Origin of the sequence: Azoarcus olearius, assembly GCF_001682385.1 — a bacterium.
Classification (GTDB): domain Bacteria; phylum Pseudomonadota; class Gammaproteobacteria; order Burkholderiales; family Rhodocyclaceae; genus Azoarcus; species Azoarcus olearius.
The window spans coordinates 425,728-444,335 of the sequence record NZ_CP016210.1 but is presented as its reverse complement, the minus strand read 5'-3'; the positions used below and the strand labels follow the sequence as shown (position 1 = coordinate 444,335).

Genomic DNA, 18,608 nt, shown 5'->3' with positions numbered 1-18,608 from the left:
ATGAGCACTCCCGCCACGGCCCCGCTGGCGATCGTCGAAGACATGACGATCTACCACGCCGCGGAACAGAAGCAGCAACTGGTCGCCGCGCTCGCCCAGGCCGACGAATTGCAGATCGACCTGTCGGCGGTGGCCGAGATCGACACCGCCGGTTTCCAGCTGCTGATCCTGGTCAAGCGCGAAGCGCAGCGGCTGGGCAAGCGCGCCCGCATCGTCGCCCACAGCGCCGCGGTGCGCGAAGTGGTGGACTTCTTCAACATGGCGGCGGAATTCGGCGATCCGATGCTGATGCCCGCGCCCGAGGCCTGAGCCGGCAGACCCCATGGACGAAATCATCTCCGTCTTCGTCACCGAGAGCCGCGAGCAGCTCGCCGCGCTGGAAGCCGCGCTGCTGCAGCTCGAGGACGCACCTGACGACAGCGACACCCTGAACGCGGTGTTCCGCTCGGCGCACACCATCAAGGGCGGCGCCGGGGTGGTGGAATGCGACTTCATCGTCGCCTTCACCCACGTGGTCGAAAACGTGCTCGACAAGCTGCGCAACGGCGAAATCAAGCTCAACGGCGACCTCGCCGCGCTGCTGCTGGCCTGCGGCGACCACATCGGCAACCTGCTCGGCGTGCTCGAAGCGGGTGCCAGCGCGCCCGATGCCGACCTTGCCGCCGAAGGCGATGCGCTGCTCGCACGCCTGCAGCGCGACTGGCTGGACGGCGGCGCCCACGGCGCGAGCCCGCATCCCGCCCCGGCCCCGGCCGCGGCGGTGGAAGTGAGCGGCGGCGGCGTGGTCGATACCGACTGCTGGCACATCTCGCTGCGCTTCGGCCCCGACGTGCTGAAGAACGGCATGGACCCGCTGTCCTTCCTGCGCTACCTCGCCACGCTCGGCACCATCGTGCGGATCGAAACCCTGGCCGACGCAATGCCGCCGGCCGACGAGATGGACGCCGAGAACTGCTATCTCGGCTTCGAGATCAGCTTCGCCTCCAGCGCCGACAAGGCCGCGATCGAGCGCGTGTTCGACTTCGTCCGCGACGACTGCACGCTGCACATCCTGCCGCCGCACAGCCGGCTGCACGACTACCTCGAGATGATCAAGGCGCTGCCCGAGGACAACATGCGGCTGGGCGAAATCCTCGTCCGCGTCGGCGCGCTGACCCAGGCCGAACTCGATGACGGGCTGCGCACCCAGCATCCACCGCACGAGGACGGTGCCGCCGAAGAGATCACCGCGCCGATCGGCGAGATCCTCGTCGAGCAGCACGTGGTGCAGCCCGAACTGGTGGAAGCCGCAGTCGTCAAGCAGAAGCAGGTCAGTGACAAGAAGGCCGCCGAGGCGCGCCTGATCCGTATCCAGGCCGACAAGCTCGACAAGCTGATCGACCTCGTCGGCGAACTCGTCATCGCCGGTGCCAGCGTCAACCTGCTGGCGGGCAAGAGCGGCCTGTCCGAACTGGTCGAGGCCACCTCGCTGACCGGGCGCCTGGTCGAGAGCATCCGCGATGCCGCGCTGCAGCTGCGCATGGTGCAGATCGGCGAGACCTTCAACCGCTTCAACCGCGTGGTGCGCGACGTTTCCAAGGAACTCGGCAAGGACATCGAGCTGGCGATTTCCGGCGGCGAGACCGAACTCGACAAGTCGATGGTGGAGAAGATCGGCGATCCGCTGATGCACCTGGTGCGCAACGCGATGGACCACGGCATCGAGGCCCCCGAGGTGCGCGTCGCCAACGGCAAGCCCGCGCGCGGCCGGCTGGAACTCAACGCCTATCACGACTCCGGCAGCATCATCATCGAGGTCGCCGACGATGGCGGCGGCCTCAAGCGCGAGCGCATCGTCGCCAAGGCTGTCGAGCGCGGACTGGTGCAGGCGGGCCAGCAGCTTTCCGACGCCGAAATCTACAACCTGATCTTCGAGGCTGGCTTCTCCACTGCCGCCCAGGTCAGCAATCTGTCCGGGCGCGGCGTGGGCATGGACGTGGTCCGCCGCAACATCCAGAGCCTGCGCGGCACCGTCGAGGTCAGCTCGGTCGAAGGCCAGGGCTCGCGCTTCGCGATCCGCCTGCCGCTGACGCTGGCCATCATCGACGGCTTCCTAGTCGGCGTGGGCCGCGCGGCCTACGTGATTCCGCTCGACACCGTAGTCGAGTGCATCGAACTCAACCAGGACGCCGGCGAGCGCGACTACATCAACCTGCGCGGCGAGGTGCTGCCCTTCGTGCGGCTGCGCGAGATGTTCGAGGTCGCGGGCGAAGCGCCGCCGCGGCAGAACGTCGTCGTCGTGCAGTACGCCGGCGTCAAGGCCGGCATCGTGGTCGACCAGCTGATGGGCGAATTCCAGACCGTCATCAAGCCGCTCGGCGCGATCTTCCGCCACATCAAGGGCATCGGCGGCTCCACCATCCTCGGCAGCGGCGAGGTCGCACTGATCCTCGACGTGCAGGCGCTGGTCCAGCGCTGCGCCAACCGCGAGGCGCACGGCATGCAGCCGCCGCGCGCACTCGCCGCCTCACTCGACTGAACCCACCTACCCCAGCACCGGTTGCTTGGAGGCAACAATGAAGAACCTGAAAATCGGCATCCGTCTCGGTCTCGGCTTCGGCGTCACGGTGCTGCTGCTGATCGTCATCGCCGGAATCGCGATGCTGCGGCTGGGCGCGCTCGACCAGGCCATCCGGCAGGTGGTCGACGACGCCTATCCCAAAACCGTGATTGCCAACCGGATCATCGACAACGTCAATATCTCGGCGATCGCCCTGCGCAACGCGGCACTGGTGAAGAACCCCGAAGCGGTCAACGCCGAGTTCGAGCGCATCGCCGAGGCGCGCCGCAACACCGCCGCCGACTTCGCCACGCTGGATCGCATCATCGTGCTGCCGGAAGGCAAGCGCCTCCTGCAGAAAGTCCTGGAAAGCCGCGCCACCACCGGCGCCGAACAGGACAAGTACATGGCGCTGCTGAAGGCCGGCCAGCGCGACCAGGCAGTGGACATGCTGATCACCAGCGTGCGCAGCACACAGGCCGCCTACATCGCCAACGTCAACGAAATGATCGACTTCCAGGCCAAGCGGATGACCGATTTCGGTCAGGACGCCAGCGCGCTGGCCAACAGCACAGAGACGCTGATCGGCGCGCTCGCGGTGGCCGCGGTGCTGCTCGCGCTCGGGTTCGCGGTCTTCGTCACCCGCTCGATCACCCGCCCGATCGACGAGGTGCTGGGCGCAGCGCGCAAGATGGCCGCCGGCGACTTCAAGTTCGTGCTCGAATCCACCGCCAGGGACGAGGTCGGCGAAGTCGTGCGCGCAGTCGCCAGCGTGCAGGCCAGCGTGCGCACCATGATCGACGACGCTGCCGTGCTCGCCACCGCGGCGGTGGAAGGCCGCCTCGCCACGCGCGCCGACGCCGCCCGCCACCAGGGCGACTTCCGCCGCATCGTGGAAGGCGTGAACGGTACGCTGGACGCGGTGATCGGGCCGCTGAACGTGGCGGCCGACTACGTCGACCGCATCGCCAAGGGCGCCATCCCGCCGAAGATCGCCGACAGCTACAACGGCGACTTCAACGCCATCAAGAACAACCTCAACACCGCCATCGACGCGATCAACGCGCTGGTGGCCGATGCCGCCATGCTCGCCCAGGCCGCCGTCGAGGGGCGTCTCGAGACCCGCGCCGATGCCAGCCGCCACCAGGGCGACTACCGCAAGATCGTCGAGGGCGTGAATCACACCCTCGATGCGGTGATCGACCCGATCAACGAGGTCAAGCGCGTGATGATCGCGCTCTCGCAGGGCGACCTCACCCAGAAGATCCACGCCGAGTACGCGGGCGACTTCCGCGTGCTGCAGGACGCGGTCAATGGCTCGCTCGACAAGCTCGGCGAGATCATCGAGCAGGTGCGCGGCGCCGCCGACGCGCTCTCGAACGCCGCCGCCCAGGTCTCGGCCACCGCGCAGAGCCTGTCGCAGGCTTCGTCCGAGCAGGCCGCCTCGGTCGAGGAGGTGTCCTCCACCATCGAGGAGGCCGCCGCCTCCATCAACCAGAACTCCGAGAACGCCAAGGTCACCGACGGCATGGCCACCAAGTCCGCCACCGAGGCGGCCGAGGGCGGCGAGGCGGTGCGCAACACCGTCGAGGCGATGAAGAACATCGCCGGCAAGATCGGCATCATCGACGACATCGCCTACCAGACCAACCTGCTCGCGCTCAACGCCGCCATCGAGGCCGCCCGTGCCGGCGAGCACGGCAAGGGCTTCGCCGTCGTCGCCGCCGAGGTGCGCAAGCTCGCCGAGCGCAGCCAGGTCGCCGCCCAGGAGATCGGCCAGCTCGCCGGCAATTCGGTCACCCTCGCCGAGCGCGCCGGCGCGCTGCTGGGCGAGATGGTGCCTTCGATCCGCAAGACCTCCGACCTCGTCCAGGAAATCGCCTCGGCCAGTCAGGAGCAGTCGGCCGGCGTCGTCCAGATCAACCACGCCATGGGCCAGCTCAACAAGGCCACCCAGCAGAACGCCTCCGCCTCCGAAGAACTCGCCGCCACCGCCGAAGAACTGGGCGGACAGGCCGGACAGCTCCAGCAGCTCATGGGCTTCTTCAGCGTCGGCGACGGCGCCGGGGCCGCGGCGGTGATCGCCACCGCCTCCGCCAGGAAAGCGCCGGCGCGCGCCGCGGCGACGCCCGCGCCCCGTGCCAGCCGGAAGCCGGTAAGCTTCTCCGAAGCCGACTTCGAACGATTCTGATCCACGCCGGGAGCGCAGACCATGAACCAGATTGTGGCCAGCGGCCAACGCAAGTCCGGCAGCCCGCAGGACGACGGGCCGCAGCAATACCTCACCTTCAGCCTCGGCGGCGAGGTGTTCGCGCTCGGCATCCTCAACGTCAAGGAGATCATCGAGTTCGGCAACGTGACCGAGATCCCGATGATGCCGTCCTTCATTCGCGGCGTGATCAACCTGCGCGGCGCGGTGGTGCCGGTGATCGACCTCTCGGCGCGCTTCGGCGGCAAGAACTCCACCATCTCGCGCCGCACCTGCATCGTCATCGTCGAGATCGACGGCGAGGACGGCAAGCAGGACCTCGGCGTGATCGTCGATGCGGTCAACGAAGTGCTGGAAATCCCGCGTGCCGACATCGAACCGCCGCCCGCCTTCGGCGCCAAGATCCGCGCCGACTTCATCCAGGGCATGGGCAAGGTGGATGGCCGCTTCGTCATCATCCTCAACGTCGAGCGCGTGCTCTCCACCGAAGAGATCGCAATGCTCACCCGCATGGGCGACGAGGACGGCGCGACCAGCGCCGCCTGACCCCGCCTTCACCCGCGCGCCGCGCCCTCCCGCAGGGCCGGCGCCTGCAGCTGCCCCACCCGTACCGTGACTGATTGGGACCAACTCTCGCCGCAGGAAGTCGAACGTCTGGCGCGCAACATCGGCCCCGGCGAATGGGCGGTGGACCGCCAGCGCCCGATCTCCACCCTGCTCGGCTCCTGCGTGGCCGTGTGCATGTTCGACCCGGTCAGCCGGGTGGGCGGCATGAACCACTTCATGCTGCCCAACATCCGCCGCAACGACCACCACGCCGACGACGACATGCTGCTGTCGGGCGACTATGCGATGGAGGCGCTGCTGAACGGCCTCCTCAACCAGGGCGCGGTGCGCCATCGCGTCCAGGCCAAGGCCTTTGGCGGCGGCACCATCATCCACGGCATGACCAACGCCGGCATCGGCGAGCGCAACGCCGCATTCGCCCGCGAGTGGCTGACGCGCGAGGGTATCTCGCTGCAGGCGGAAGACTTCCTCGGCCCGTGGTCGCGCAAGCTGCTGTTCATACCCGCGACCGGCACCGCGTGGTGCAAGCGCATGCCGACGACGATGACCACGGTGGAGCAGATCGCGCGCGAGGAAGCCGACTACGCCGCCTCGCTGCAGCGCAAGCCGCCCAAGGGCAACATCGAACTGTTCTGACGGCCATGGACAACCCCGGAATCACCGACCGCGAATTCGCGCTGTTCCAGCGCCTCATCTACCGCCTGGCCGGCATCAGCATGTCGGATGCCAAGAAGGTGCTGATGGTCGGCCGCCTCGGCAAGCGGCTGCGCCACTACGACCTTGCGAGCTTCGGCGACTACTACCGGCTGCTGGCGAGCGGCACGCACCCGGACGAGTTGCAGACCATGGTGGACCTGCTGACCACCAACGAAACCTATTTCTTCCGCGAGCCGGCGCATTTCGAGTTCCTGCGCGAGTTCGCCGCGAGCCGCAAGGGCGGCGCGCCGTTCCGCATCTGGAGCGGTGCCTGCTCGTCGGGCGAGGAGCCCTATACGATGGCGCTGGTGCTGGCCGAGACGCTGGGGCTGTCGACATCGTGGGAGATCGTCGCCTCCGACATCAGCATGACCGTGCTGGAGCGCGCCCGCGCGGGCCTGTACCCGCTGGAGCGCGCCGAAGGCATTCCGCAGCCGCTGCTGAAAAAGTACTGCCTGAAGGGGGTGCGCGAGCAACAGGGCAACTTCCTGATCTGCCCGGAGCTGCGCGAACGGATCGACTTCCGCCAGCTCAACCTGGTGGCGCTGGATGCACCCAACCTCGGCCATTTCGACGTGATCTTCCTGCGCAACGTCATGATCTACTTCGACACCGAGACCAAGGCGCGGGTGATCGCCAACATGCTGCCGCACCTCAAGCAGGACGGCCGCTTCATCGTCGGCCACTCCGAAACGCTGCACGGCGTTACCGATGAACTGGCCTCGCTGCGTCCCACGCTGTATAAACGGGCCTCCGTCCAATCAAGCTGAACGCATAACCCGAACGCGAGCCGCCCATGAGCAACAAGATCAAGGTGATGATCGTCGACGACTCCGCGCTGGTGCGCCAAGTGGTCAGCCAGGCGATCAGCCGCGACCCGGGGATCGAGGTCATCGGCACCGCGCAGGACCCGGTGTTCGCGCTCGCCAAGCTGAACAGCCTCGCGCCCGACGTGCTGGTGGTCGACATCGAGATGCCGCGCATGGACGGCCTCACCTTCCTCAAGCGCATCATGGCCGAGCGGCCGACGCCGGTGATCATCTGCTCCTCGCTCGCCGAAAAGGGCGCGCAGGTGACCATGGAGGCGCTGTCGGCGGGCGCGGTGGCGATCATCACCAAGCCCAAGATGGGGCTGAAGAACTTTCTCGAGGACTCCTCCAACGACATCGTGCAGGCAATCAAGGCCGCGGCGCGCGCCAACGTGCGTGCGCTCGGCCGCGCGGTCTCGCCCGCCGCGGTGGCGGCCGACGTGCGCCCCAAGCTTTCGGCCGACGCGGTGATCGCACCGGCCAGCGCGCACCAGGGCGCCGGCATGTACGGCACCACCGACCGCATCGTCGCCATCGGCACCTCCACCGGCGGCACCCAGGCCCTGGAAGCGGTGCTGACCCGGCTGCCGGCGGTCTCCCCGGGCATCGTCATCGTGCAGCACATGCCGGAGCGCTTCACCGCGATGTTCGCCGAACGCCTCAACGGCCTGTGCAAGATCGAGGTGCGCGAGGCGCGCCATGGCGACCGAGTGATACCCGGGCGGGCGCTGATCGCACCCGGCGGCAAGCACATGATGCTGGCGCGCAGCGGCGCCCAATACACGGTGGAAGTGGTCGATGGCCCGCTGGTGAACCGCCATCGCCCGTCGGTGGATGTGCTGTTCCGCTCCTGCGCCAAGTTCGCCGGCCGCAACGCCCTCGGCGTGATCATGACCGGCATGGGCGACGACGGCGCGCGCGGCCTGAAGGAAATGCGCGAGGCCGGCGCGCGCACGGTGGCGGAGGACGAATCCACTTGCGTGGTGTTCGGCATGCCGAAGGAAGCGATCCGGCTCGGCGGCGTCGACGAGATCCTGCCGCTCGACCGCATCCCCGCTGCCATCCTGCAGTCGGCGCGCGGCTGAAGCGGGTTCAGGCCGCGGAGCGGGTGCTGTCGGCGGCGTTCAGTTCAGTAAGCAAACGCGCCGCCACCAGACCGTTGATGGTGCCGAACACCACCGCCGCGGCGGCAAACACTGGAGTCAGGTAGAACACGCCGTCGTGCGGCACCAGCCACAGCCGCGCCACCACCAGTTGGGCGCCGATGTGGGCGAAGGCGGCGAGGATGCTCTGGCTGACCGGGCCGAACCAGCGCCGCGGCAAATGCATCGCCACCCCCAGCGTCAGCAGGCTCGCCAACGCCCCCGACAGGCTCAGGAAGAAGCCCGGCGCGAGGAACTGCCCGAGCAGCAGGCTGCCCGCCCCCACCCGAAGCAGCGCCACCCAAACCGCCTCGCGCCAGCCCCAGCGCGCCAGCACGATCAGCGTGACGATGTTGGCGAGCCCCGGTTTGACACCCGGCAGCGGCAGCGGGATCGCCGCCTCGGCCACGGTCAGCACGATGGCGGCGGCGGCGTGGCGCGCCACGCGGCGGTCCTCCGCGCTCGGCACCAGCTCAATAGTTGAGGGAGTCATAGTCCGCCCCCCGCCCGGTGAGGGCGAGGCTGACTTCATTGGGCGCGCAGATCGCCACCGCCCCGGCGCGCGACAGCCAGCCCTGGCGCACGCAGTACTGGCGCGGGCCGGGATCGGCCGCAACGCGCGCCCGGCCGGGGGCGATCTCGATCCGGGTGGTGCCGATCGGGCCCGGCACGTCGATGATGCGCGGCTGGCGCAGGTCCACCTCGGCAAACACCTTGCCGCCGGCGCGGATCACCGCCCCATCGGGCGCGCCGCCGCGCCACAGCGCCACCACCGAGCCGGCGCAGGCCAGCAGTCCGAGCGCGGCCACCAGCACGTCGCCCGGACGCAACAGCGCCAGCCAGGCGCGCGCGTCGCCCGCCAGTCTCACTTGCCGGACGCAGCCGGCGGTGCATCCTGCACCCGCCGCGCCGCGGAACGGTGGCGCACGATCACGCGCACGCGGTCCGCGAAGCGGCGCGCGAGCCATTCCGCCATGTACACCGAACGGTGCTGGCCCCCGGTACAGCCGATCGCCACGGTGAGATAGCTGCGGTTGTCGCGCATGTAGGCCGGCAGCCAGTCGGCGACGAAGCGGCGGATGTCCTCGGCCATGCGCCCGACTTCCGGCACTTTCTCGAGGTAGTCGATGACGCCCTGGTCGCGCCCGGTGAGCGGCCGCAGCAGCGGGTCGTAGTACGGATTGGGCAGGCAGCGCACGTCGAATACCAGGTCGGCGTCGAGCGGGATGCCGTACTTGAAGCCGAAGGACTGGAACATCAGCGTCAGCCCTTCGCTGGCGGCGGCGCCGATGAAATCCTTGATCCAGGCGCGCAGCGTGTTGGCGTGGATGTCGCTGGTGTCCATGCGGTGACCGAGTTCGGCCACGCTGGCGAGCGCGTCGCGCTCGCGCTGGATCGCCTCGTCGAGCGACACGTTCTCGTCGGCGAGCGGATGACGGCGGCGGGTTTCGGAGAAGCGCGCGATCAAGGTGTCGTCGCGCGCCTCGAGGAAGATGAAGCGCAGGTCGTCCACCATGCCGCGCAGCGACTCCACCTGCTCCGGCAGCGCGGCGATGCTGCTGCCGGAACGCATGTCCACCGCCACCGCGACGCGCTGATAGCCGGCCCCGCGCAGGTGCAGCACCAGCTGCAGCAGCAGGGCCGAAGGCAGGTTGTCGACGACGTAGTAGCCGGCGTCCTCCAGCACGTGGAGGGCGATGCTCTTGCCCGACCCGGAAAGGCCGCTGATGAGTACGATCTGCATGGCTGCGCGCTAACGAGAAGTGTTACCAACTATAGCGCGAGCGCACCGTCGCGGGCAGTCCGCCACGCGGGCTCAGGCCGGTACCAGCGTTTCACCTTCACGCCGCGCCACGCCGGCGCGCAGCAGTTCGGCCACCAGCCAGTCGGCGAGCGCCTGCGCCTCCAGACCGAGGAAGCGCGCGTTCGCGCTGCGGTACAGCGGGGTGGCGTCGAGATGGGCGGCGAGGTCGTCGAGCGCGAGGCGCCGGTGTTCGAGCAGGCGGAAGGTGATGCAGGCGCGGATCGCGTTGCGCGCCATCCGGGCGCCGTCGGCCTCGAACGCGGCAAGGCGCGCAAAGGCGCGTTCGAGCGCGCCATCGACGTCGGCGAAGGGTGCGCCGTGCCCCGGAATCACCACGTCGACCGCAAGCCGGCCGAAGGCTTCGAGCGTTTCGCGCGCCGCGCCGAGGGCATCGCCGCGGCCGAGCACGTCGGCGAACAGGATGCCGAAGCCGTCGCGCCACAGCGCATCGCCCGACACCAGGATGCGGCGTTCCGCGTTGTAGAACGCGAGCGCGTCCATGTCGTGGCCTGCGGCGGGGAGCGCCTGCCATTCCAGCCCGCCGGCGATGAAGCGGTCGCCCGCGGTGAGCACCGCGTCGTGGGCGAAACGCTCGCCGCGCTGGTCGGCGGTGCGCAGCAGCAGCGCATCCTCGTCCCAGCGTTCAACCGCGTCCGCCATGCCGGCCGGCACCACGATGCGGCCACCGAACGCGCGCTGCACGGCGGCGTTGCCGCCGATGTGGTCCGAATGCGAGTGGGTGTTGATCAACTGCGCCAGCCGCCGGCCGCCGAGCGCGCCGGCCACCAGCGCGAGCGTCTGCGCGGCGTGGGTGACGTAGCCGGAGTCGATCAGCGTGACCTCGCCGCCATCGTCCAGCACCACATTGTTTGCCGACAGCCAGCCGCGCTCGAACACCTGCACGCTGGCGGGCAGACGCGGCGCGCTCAATCGCTGCCTTCGCCGACCTGGGCGGCGACGTTGGGTGGCAGCGGCACCGCCTCGGGCATCGTCTCGGCCGGCGACGGCACCGGCACGCCCTCGATTTCTTCCGGCGTGCGGCCGCAGCCGAGGCAGATGCCGGCGTCCCAGTCGATCATGCAGACGCCGACGCAGAGCGCATCGCTACTCATGCGGCGGCCTCACGCGGGTGGGGAACGGCGGCGGTCGCGCGGCGTTCGGCAACCGCGGCCAGGATGCGGCGCTTGTCGTCGTCGCTGGCGCGGCCCCAGCGGGCGATCTCGTCCAGCGTGCGCAGGCAGCCTTCGCACCAGCCGGTGGCGGCATCCATGCGACAGACGTTGATGCAAGGGGAGACGGGGCTCATGTCGGGGGTCGGGAGGCGAATATCGTTATCTGGCGCTGACAGCGCTTTGGTCAGCGGCCCGCGGCGGAACGTTCCGCGAGCCAGGCTTCGATCTGCGGCAGACGGTCCACGCCCCAGAACGGTTCGCCGTCGATGATGACATAGGGCGAACCGAAAACGCCGGCGGCGATCGCCTCCGCCGACGCGGCGCGCAGACGCTCCTTCACCGCCGCGTCGCCCAGGGCAGCGCCCAGCGCCGCGCCGTCCGCCCCCAGCGCGGCGGCGATCGACACCACCTCCGCCTGCTGCGAGATGTCACGCCCCTCGATGAAATAGGCGCGGTAGGCCGCGTGGGCGAAACGCCGCGCGAGCGCCTCATCGTCCGCCTGCAGCCAGTAGAAGCAGCGCGCCGCATGCTGGGTTGCCACTGGAAACGGCGACGGCAGCGCGAACGGCAGATCGAGGAAACGCGCAGTCCGTAGCAGGTCGCGCCGGGTGTACTCGCCTTTCAGCGGCACCTCAGTGAGCGGCCGCGACCCGATCTCCTTGTAGACCACACCGAGCAGGAAGGGCCGCCAGTGCACGTCACGGCCGTGGTGGCGCGCGACGGCGTCGATCTTCTCGCTCATGAAATAGCCGTAGGGCGAGGAGAAATCGAACCAGAAGTCGATCGTCTTCGGCAGTGTCACGCGGCGGCCTCCGAGGCCAGCACCACGCCCGGGGGCGCAGCGCAAGGCGATGTAAAAAAGATCCCGCGGGCGCGGCGGTCGAACGGGGGAGGGAAAGCGGGAAAACCGCCGCGACCCGTCCGCAGGATCGCGAAAGACTACTGCGCCAGCGCGCGCCCAATCACCAGCTTCTGGATATCGGAAGCGCCCTCGTAGATCTGGCACACCCGCACGTCGCGGTAGATGCGCTCGACCGGAAAGTCGCTGACGTAGCCGTAACCGCCGTGGATCTGGATCGCATCCGAGCACACCTTCTCCGCCATCTCGGAGGCGAACAGCTTGGCCATCGACGCCTCCTTCAGGCAGGGCCGGCCGGCGTCCTTCAGGCTGGCGGCGTGCCACACCAGCTGGCGCGCGGCCTCCAGTTGCGTCGCCATGTCGGCGAGGCGGAAGTTCACCGCCTGGTGTTCGAAGATGGGCTTGCCGAAGGTCTCGCGCTCCTGCGCGTATTTCACCGCGGCCTCGAGCGCGGCGCGCGCCATGCCCAGGCACTGCGAGGCGATGCCGATGCGGCCGGCTTCGAGGTTGGAGAGCGCGATGCGGTAGCCGTCGCCTTCCGCACCGAGCAGCGCGTCGGCCGGCACGCGACAGTTCTCGAACAGGATCTGCGCGGTGTCGGAGGCCTTCTGGCCCATCTTCTCCTCGATGCGGGCGACGATGTAGCCGGGCGTCGCGGTCGGCACGATGAAGCAGGAAATCCCCTTCTTGCCGGCCGCCTTGTCGGTGACCGCGAACACGATGGCGACATCGGCCTCGCGCCCGGTGGTGATGAACTGCTTGACGCCGTTGAGCACCCAGTCGTCACCGTCGCGCACCGCGGTAGTCCGCAGCGCCGAGGCGTCGGAGCCGACGTGCGGCTCGGTCAGGCAGAAGCAGCCCAGCATCTCGCCGCGCGCCAGCGGCTTGAGCCAGCGCTCCTTCTGCGCATCGGTGCCGTACTTGGCCGGGATGCCGCAGGCGAGCGAGTTCTGCACGCTGACGATGGTGGAGGTGGCGCCATCGCCGGCGGCGATCTCTTCGAGCGCCAGCACCAGGCTCATGTAGTCCATGCCGGCGCCGCCCCATTCTTCCGGCACCACCATGCCGAGCGCGCCGAGTTCGGCGAGTTCCTTCAGCGCCTGGCGCGGAAAGGTGTGGTTGCGGTCCCATTCGGCGGCGAAGGGGGCGAGGCGCTCCTGCGCGAAGGCGCGGATGGAGTCGCGGATGAGTTCCTGTTCGGAGGTCAGAATCATGGGATTTCCGTGGGAAGGCAAAGCCTTCCATAACAAGGGTTCAGCAAGCCCCCGCGTCGAGCCGGACGTGTCGGGTGCTTGTGGAGCGTGCGAGGACTGTCCGAGCCCGGAGGGCGAGTTCCGCAGCACGCGGAACAAGCACCCGGCGCGGCCGGCGGTTCAACACTCAAACCGCCGGGAACATACGAACGATCAACCGCCGCAGGCCACCGATGCGTTGAGTTCGATCGCCATCGCCGTGGCCTCGCCGCCGCCGATGCACAAGCTGGCCACGCCGCGCTTCAGCCCGCGCCGGCGCAGCGCGCCGATCAGCGTCACCAGGATGCGGGCACCGGACGCGCCGATCGGATGGCCGAGCGCACACGCGCCGCCATTCACATTGACCTTGTCGTGCGGCAGGTTCAGTTCCTTCATCGCCGCCATCGTCACCACCGCGAAGGCCTCGTTGATCTCCCACAGATCGACGTCGCCCACGCCCCAGCCCGCCTTCGCCAGCACCTTCTGCATCGCCCCCACCGGCGCGGTGGTGAACCACTGCGGCTCCTGCGCGTGGGTGGCGTGGCCGACGATGGTCGCCAGCGGCGCCAGCCCCAGCTTGTCGGCCGTCGACTTGCGCATCAGCACCAGCGCCGCCGCACCATCCGAAATCGACGACGAATTCGCCGCGGTCACCGTGCCATCCTTCTTGAACGCCGGCTTCAGCGTGCCGATCTTGTCGAGCTGCGCCTTCAGCGGCTGCTCGTCCTTGTCGACCACCACATCGCCCTTGCGCCCGGCCACCGTCACCGGCACCACTTCCCAGCTGAAGGCGCCTTCGGTGATCGCCGCCTGCGCGCGCTCGGTGGAGGCCACCGCGAACGCGTCCTGCGCGCTGCGGCTGAAATCGAAATGGCCGGCGCAATCCTCGGCAAAGGTGCCCATCAGCCGGCCCTTGTTCTCCTTCGAATAGCTGTCTTCCAGCCCGTCGAGGAACATGTGGTCGAGCAACTGGCCGTGGCCCAGGCGATAACCGCCGCGCGCCTTCGGCAACAGATACGGCGCGTTCGACATCGACTCCATGCCGCCCGCCACCATCACCTCGTTGGTGCCCGCCAACAGCAGGTCGTGGGCCAGCATCGTCGCCTTCATGCCGGACCCGCAGACCTTGTTGATCGTCGTGCAGCCCGCGCCCAGCGGCAGCCCGGCGCCCAGCGCTGCCTGACGCGCCGGCGCCTGGCCGACGCCGGCCGGCAGCACGCAACCCATGATCACCTCCTGCACCTGCTCGGGCGCAAGACGCGCGCGCTCCACCGCCGACTTGATCGCGATGGCGCCGAGCTGCGGCCCGGTGAGGCCGGAAAGATCGCCCTGGAAGCCGCCCATCGGCGTGCGGGCGACGGAAACGATGACTACGGGATCGGACATGCTGCTCTCCTGTTGCGGTCTGTGGGTTCTTGCGCCGCGCCGCCGGAACGGGCGCGGCGGGGGTGCCGGCGAATACTCAGCCGGCGAGTTCCTTCTTGCCGTGCATCGCCATGATGGTCTGCTGCATGACGGCGCACAGCGTCCATTTCTCGTCGCGCACCGCGTACACCTCGGCGCGCGTGATCAGCAGCGTGCGCCCGGGCTTGATCACCTCGCCGCGTGCCACCAAGCGTTGACCGTCCGCGGGGGCCACCAGGTTCAGCTTGTATTCCACGGTCAGCACGCTGGTTTCCGCCGGGGTCAGCGTATTGGCGGCATAGCCGGCGGCGGAATCGGCAATCATCCCGACCACCCCGCCGTGGATGTAGCCGTGCTGCTGGGTCACCTCGGCGCGGTGCGGCAGATGGATTTCGGTATAGCCGGGCTCCACCGCCACCAGTTCGGCACCGATCAGCGCCATCGCGCGCTGCTGGGCGAAGCTGGCGCGCACGCGGGCGGCGTAGTCGGGGTCCCGCGGCTGGAAGGGCGGGCTTTCGTGTCGCATCGACTTGTCTCCTCCACCGCCAGATCGGCTCCCGCCTGCTGCGCAGGTCATCGCCGGCAGGGTATTCCGCTTGCCGGCGGGGAATCTTTTGATTACGTTGACGTCAACGTAAACCAACGGCGAAAAAAATCAAGCCGTCCCGGCATTGTCGAGACGGCGGACGAGTTCGGCGCGCGCGGCCGCGGCCCCTTCCGCGTTGTGGCCCAGCAGCGCCCGGCACTGGTCTTCGAGCACGTCGATTTCCTGCAGGACGGCTTCGATGTCCAGCCGTTGCTGCTCCAGCGCGGCGCGGCGGGCGCCAAGGCCGGTGAGGAAGCGCTCGAGCTGCGGCGCCGAGTTGCGCACGCCGTCGTACATGTCGAGCAGTTCCTTGATGTCGGCGAGCGAAAAGCCGAGCCGCTTGCCGCGCAGCGTGAGCTTGAGGCGGGTACGGTCGCTGCGGGTATAGACGCGGGCGCGGCCGGCGCGAGCCGGGGTCAGCAGACCCTGGTCCTCGTAGAAGCGGATTGCCCGCGGGGTGATGTCGAACTCGCGTGCCAGCTCGGTAATCGTGTAGGTTTGTTCGCGGGCCATGGCTGCCGAATGATCGCCGGTGCGTCGCCGGCTGTTGTCGATGTCCGTCTGCGACCGGGGTGGCCGCAGCGGGAATTATTAACCAAACAAGGAGCACAGCGCCCCCGCCTCATCCGCGAGCCCGGCGCCCGTCCCCAACCGATGAGCACAGAACAGCAGATCGAATATCCGGTGGCCGACCTGCCGGCCCCGGGCACCGCCGTCGAAATCGCCCCCGGCATCCGCTGGATCCGGATGCCCTTGCCCTTCGCGCTGGACCACATCAACCTGTGGCTGCTGGACGACGGCGACGAGGTCGCCGTGATCGACACCGGTTTCGGGCTCGAGCCGATCCAGGCCAACTGGGAGGCGGTGCTGGCCGCCGAACCGCGTCCGCTGAGCCGCGTTTTCGTCACCCACCACCATCCGGATCACCTTGGCCTGGCCAGTTGGCTGATGCAGCGCAACGGCGCCACGCTGCACATGTCGCTGGGAGAGTTTCTCGGCGGTCAGGCCGTCTGGCACCAGTTGCCCGGCTATTCGGTGGCCGACATGGTCGCACAGTTCCGCATCCACGGGCTCGACGACGCGCGCCTGTCCGCACTCGCCGAACGCGGCAACGCCTACCGCCGCGGCATCCCGGAGATTCCCCAGCAATACAGCCGTCTTTTCGATGGCGACCAGGTCGAGATCGGCGGCCAGCGCTGGGAAGTCATCGTCGGCTACGGCCACGCGCCCGAACATGTGAGTCTGTATTGCGAGCGTCTCGGCGTGCTCGTTTCGGGTGACATGCTGCTGCCACGAATCTCCACCAACATCAGCGTCTATGCCGCCACGCCGGACGACGATCCGCTCGGCTGGTTCCTGGATTCGCTGCGCCGCATCAGTCACTTGCCTGACAATACGCTCGTGCTACCATCCCACGGCAGACCTTTCAAGGGCATCAGGGCGCGGGTGGCGCAACTCATCGCCCACCACCGCGAACGCTGCGACGCACTCGTCGCCGCCTGTACCCAGCCGCGCTCGGCGGCCGACCTGCTCGGCACCCTGTTTGCACGCGCGCTCGATACCCATCAGGTCATGTTCGCCATGGGGGAGGCGATCGCCCATCTCAACTACCTGGTGAAGCGGGGAGAGCTATGCCGGGTGGGCAATCCTGAGACGGGCATCCGACACACCATAACCAGATAGCAGTCCGCCCCGGACTGCGGGAACGAGGAGTGGAACACCAATGGCTGCACCCGAGACCCAGCACATGCATCCCGAACTGCCCGACCCCAAGGAAGTGGCACGGACCTACGCAGAAGTCGCCCAGCGTGCCTCGCACCTGATCAGCGAACACGTGCAGCGCCAGCTGAAGAAGGGCGTCTCCGCTCCTGCCGACGAACTTGGCATCGCCCAGGCCTTCATGGACATGATGGCCAAGCTGCTCGCCAACCCGTACAAGCTCGCCCAGGCGCAGATGAACCTGGTGTGGGACTACTTCTCGCTGTGGCAGCACTCCATGCTGCGCTTCATGGGCGTCAACGCCGCGCCGGTGGCCGCGCCGGAAAAGTCCGACAAGCGCTTCAAGGACGAGGAGTGGCAGGAACACTTCATGTTCGACTTCATCAAGCAGTCGTACCTGATCGCCGCGCGCCACATCCACGACACCGTGTGCTGCGTCGAGGGCCTGGAAGAGCAGACGCAAAAGAAGGTCAACTTCTACACCCGCCAGTACATCGACGCGCTGTCGCCGTCCAACTTCGCGGTGACCAACCCCGAAGTCTTCCGCGAAACCGTCAAGAGCCACGGCCAGAACCTGCTGAAGGGGCTGAACAACCTGCTGCGCGACGTCGAAGAAGGCGGCGGCAACCTGCGCGTCAAGATGACCGACACCACGGCCTTCGAGCTGGGCAAGAACGTCGCCACCACGCCGGGCAAGGTCGTGTTCCAGACCGACATGATGCAGCTGATCCAGTACTCGCCGAGCACCGAGAACGTGCTCAAGCGTCCGCTGCTGATCATCCCGCCGTGGATCAACAAGTTCTACATCCTCGACCTGCGCGAGAAGAACTCCTACATCAAGTGGTGCGTGGACCAGGGCCACACGGTGTTCGTGATCTCGTGGGTGAACCCGGACGAGCGCCAGGCCGAGAAGACCTTCGAATCCTATGTCAAGGAAGGCGTGGTCGCCGCGCTCGACGCGATCGAGAAGCAGACCGGCGAAAAGGAAGTGAACGCGGCCGGCTATTGCCTCGGCGGCACACTGCTCTCGACCACGCTCGCCTACCTCGCCGCAAAGAAGGACAAGCGCATCGCGTCGGCCACCTTCTTCACGACCATGACCGACTTCTCGGAGCCGGGCGAACTCGGGGTGTTCATCGACGAAGGCCAGGTTTCCAGCCTCGAAAAGAAGATGTTCGAGCGCGGCTATCTGGAAGGCTCGGAAATGGCCGGCACCTTCAACATGATGCGCGCCAACGACCTGATCTGGTCCTTCGTGGTCAATAACTACCTGATGGGCAAGGATCCGTTCCCGTTCGACCTGCTGTACTGGAACTCCGATTCCACGCGCATGCCGGCGAAGATGCACAGCTTCTACCTGCGCAAGATGTACATGGAAAACCGCCTGGTCCAGCCGGGTGGGGTCGAGATCGACGGGGTGCCGATCGACCTCGGCAAGATCAAGGTCCCGTGCTATTTCATCTCGGCGATCGAAGACCATATCGCACCGTGGAAGAGCACCTACATGGGCGCGCGCAACTTCGGCGGCCCGGTGCGCTTCGTGCTCGGCGGCTCGGGCCACATCGCCGGCATCGTCAATCCGCCGGCGGCCAACAAGTACGGCTACTGGCTCAACCCGGTTGCGAAGCTGCCCGCCACGGCGGATGCGTGGTTTGAAGGCGCGCAGCAACAGCCGGGTTCGTGGTGGACCGACTGGCAGGCCTGGGTCAGCGCACACGACACCGAGCAGGTGGCGCCGCGCGATCCGGCCAAGGGCAAGCTGAAGGCGCTGGAAGACGCGCCCGGCTCCTTCGTCAAGATCCGTCTGGACGCGCACAAGGCACTCGCCTCCTGAGTACAGGACCCACCTGAGCCTCAACCCGGGGGAAGG

General features: G+C 68.0%; 20 protein-coding genes. 9 read left to right on the top strand and 11 right to left on the bottom strand.

Annotation, left to right across the window (positions count from 1 at the left end):
* The 7 genes from dqs_RS02065 to dqs_RS02035 all read left to right on the top strand — a co-directional run bounded on the left by dqs_RS02065 (position 1) and on the right by dqs_RS02035 (position 7,905).
* The gene (locus dqs_RS02065; RefSeq protein WP_011764144.1) at positions 1–309 is read left to right on the top strand and encodes an STAS domain-containing protein; all 309 of its coding nucleotides are present in this window, start codon (positions 1–3) and stop codon (positions 307–309) included.
* 13 nt (positions 310–322) lie between these two features.
* A complete protein-coding gene (locus tag dqs_RS02060) occupies positions 323–2,518 on the top strand; it encodes a chemotaxis protein CheA (protein WP_011764143.1) in 2,196 nt (731 codons plus the stop codon).
* Between the two features lie 37 nt (positions 2,519–2,555).
* On the top strand, positions 2,556–4,730 hold the full coding sequence (locus dqs_RS02055; RefSeq protein WP_065339523.1) for a methyl-accepting chemotaxis protein: 2,175 nt from the start codon (positions 2,556–2,558) through the stop codon (positions 4,728–4,730).
* 21 nt (positions 4,731–4,751) lie between these two features.
* On the top strand, positions 4,752–5,294 hold the full coding sequence (locus dqs_RS02050) for a chemotaxis protein CheW (protein WP_011764140.1): 543 nt from the start codon (positions 4,752–4,754) through the stop codon (positions 5,292–5,294).
* A 66-nt stretch (positions 5,295–5,360) separates the two neighbouring features.
* Positions 5,361–5,951 (top strand): chemotaxis protein CheD, encoded by a 591-nt coding sequence (locus dqs_RS02045; RefSeq protein WP_065339522.1) that lies wholly within the window; start codon positions 5,361–5,363, stop codon positions 5,949–5,951.
* A 5-nt stretch (positions 5,952–5,956) separates the two neighbouring features.
* Positions 5,957–6,781 (top strand): CheR family methyltransferase, encoded by an 825-nt coding sequence (locus dqs_RS02040; RefSeq protein WP_065339521.1) that lies wholly within the window; start codon positions 5,957–5,959, stop codon positions 6,779–6,781.
* Between the two features lie 26 nt (positions 6,782–6,807).
* A complete protein-coding gene (locus tag dqs_RS02035) occupies positions 6,808–7,905 on the top strand; it encodes a protein-glutamate methylesterase/protein-glutamine glutaminase (RefSeq protein WP_065339520.1) in 1,098 nt (365 codons plus the stop codon).
* 7 nt (positions 7,906–7,912) lie between these two features.
* On the opposite strand, the gene dqs_RS02030 is transcribed toward dqs_RS02035, so the two are convergent.
* From dqs_RS02030 to dqs_RS01985, 11 genes are all read right to left on the bottom strand, one after another.
* On the bottom strand, positions 7,913–8,455 hold the full coding sequence (locus dqs_RS02030; RefSeq protein ID WP_011764136.1) for a Gx transporter family protein: 543 nt from the start codon (positions 8,453–8,455) through the stop codon (positions 7,913–7,915).
* Positions 8,436–8,831, bottom strand: a complete 396-nt coding sequence (locus dqs_RS02025) for a NusG domain II-containing protein (protein ID WP_011764135.1) — start codon at positions 8,829–8,831, stop codon at positions 8,436–8,438. The genes dqs_RS02030 and dqs_RS02025 overlap by 20 nt, the downstream gene beginning before the upstream one ends.
* Positions 8,828–9,706 (bottom strand): RNase adapter RapZ, encoded by an 879-nt coding sequence (rapZ, locus tag dqs_RS02020; RefSeq protein WP_065339519.1) that lies wholly within the window; start codon positions 9,704–9,706, stop codon positions 8,828–8,830. Before rapZ ends, dqs_RS02025 begins: the two co-directional genes overlap by 4 nt.
* Before the next feature lie 72 nt (positions 9,707–9,778).
* Positions 9,779–10,696, bottom strand: coding sequence for an MBL fold metallo-hydrolase (locus dqs_RS02015; RefSeq protein WP_011764133.1), 918 nt, complete (start codon positions 10,694–10,696; stop codon positions 9,779–9,781).
* Entirely contained in the window at positions 10,693–10,878 is a 186-nt protein-coding gene (locus dqs_RS02010; protein WP_011764132.1) for a DUF1289 domain-containing protein, read from the bottom strand. Before dqs_RS02010 ends, dqs_RS02015 begins: the two co-directional genes overlap by 4 nt.
* Complete coding sequence (locus tag dqs_RS20400; RefSeq protein WP_084018165.1) at positions 10,875–11,072, bottom strand: DUF1289 domain-containing protein; 198 nt, start codon at positions 11,070–11,072, stop codon at positions 10,875–10,877. The genes dqs_RS02010 and dqs_RS20400 overlap by 4 nt, the downstream gene beginning before the upstream one ends.
* Positions 11,073–11,122: 50 nt before the next feature.
* Positions 11,123–11,740: a 2-hydroxychromene-2-carboxylate isomerase gene (locus dqs_RS02005; protein WP_084018163.1), complete on the bottom strand. Its 618-nt coding sequence runs from the start codon at positions 11,738–11,740 to the stop codon at positions 11,123–11,125.
* A gap of 137 nt (positions 11,741–11,877) precedes the next feature.
* Entirely contained in the window at positions 11,878–13,011 is a 1,134-nt protein-coding gene (locus dqs_RS02000; protein ID WP_065339518.1) for an acyl-CoA dehydrogenase, read from the bottom strand.
* A gap of 192 nt (positions 13,012–13,203) precedes the next feature.
* Positions 13,204–14,415: an acetyl-CoA C-acetyltransferase gene (locus dqs_RS01995; protein ID WP_065339517.1), complete on the bottom strand. Its 1,212-nt coding sequence runs from the start codon at positions 14,413–14,415 to the stop codon at positions 13,204–13,206.
* 76 nt (positions 14,416–14,491) lie between these two features.
* Entirely contained in the window at positions 14,492–14,959 is a 468-nt protein-coding gene (locus tag dqs_RS01990) for a PaaI family thioesterase (RefSeq protein WP_065339516.1), read from the bottom strand.
* 129 nt (positions 14,960–15,088) lie between these two features.
* Positions 15,089–15,532 (bottom strand): MerR family transcriptional regulator, encoded by a 444-nt coding sequence (locus tag dqs_RS01985; RefSeq protein ID WP_011764126.1) that lies wholly within the window; start codon positions 15,530–15,532, stop codon positions 15,089–15,091.
* A 141-nt stretch (positions 15,533–15,673) separates the two neighbouring features.
* Between dqs_RS01985 and dqs_RS01980 the strand changes: the two genes are divergently transcribed.
* Positions 15,674–16,702 (top strand): MBL fold metallo-hydrolase, encoded by a 1,029-nt coding sequence (locus dqs_RS01980; RefSeq protein WP_011764125.1) that lies wholly within the window; start codon positions 15,674–15,676, stop codon positions 16,700–16,702.
* 40 nt (positions 16,703–16,742) lie between these two features.
* Positions 16,743–18,572, top strand: a complete 1,830-nt coding sequence (locus dqs_RS01975; protein WP_011764124.1) for a PHA/PHB synthase family protein — start codon at positions 16,743–16,745, stop codon at positions 18,570–18,572.
* The last annotated feature ends 36 nt before the right edge of the window (positions 18,573–18,608 follow it).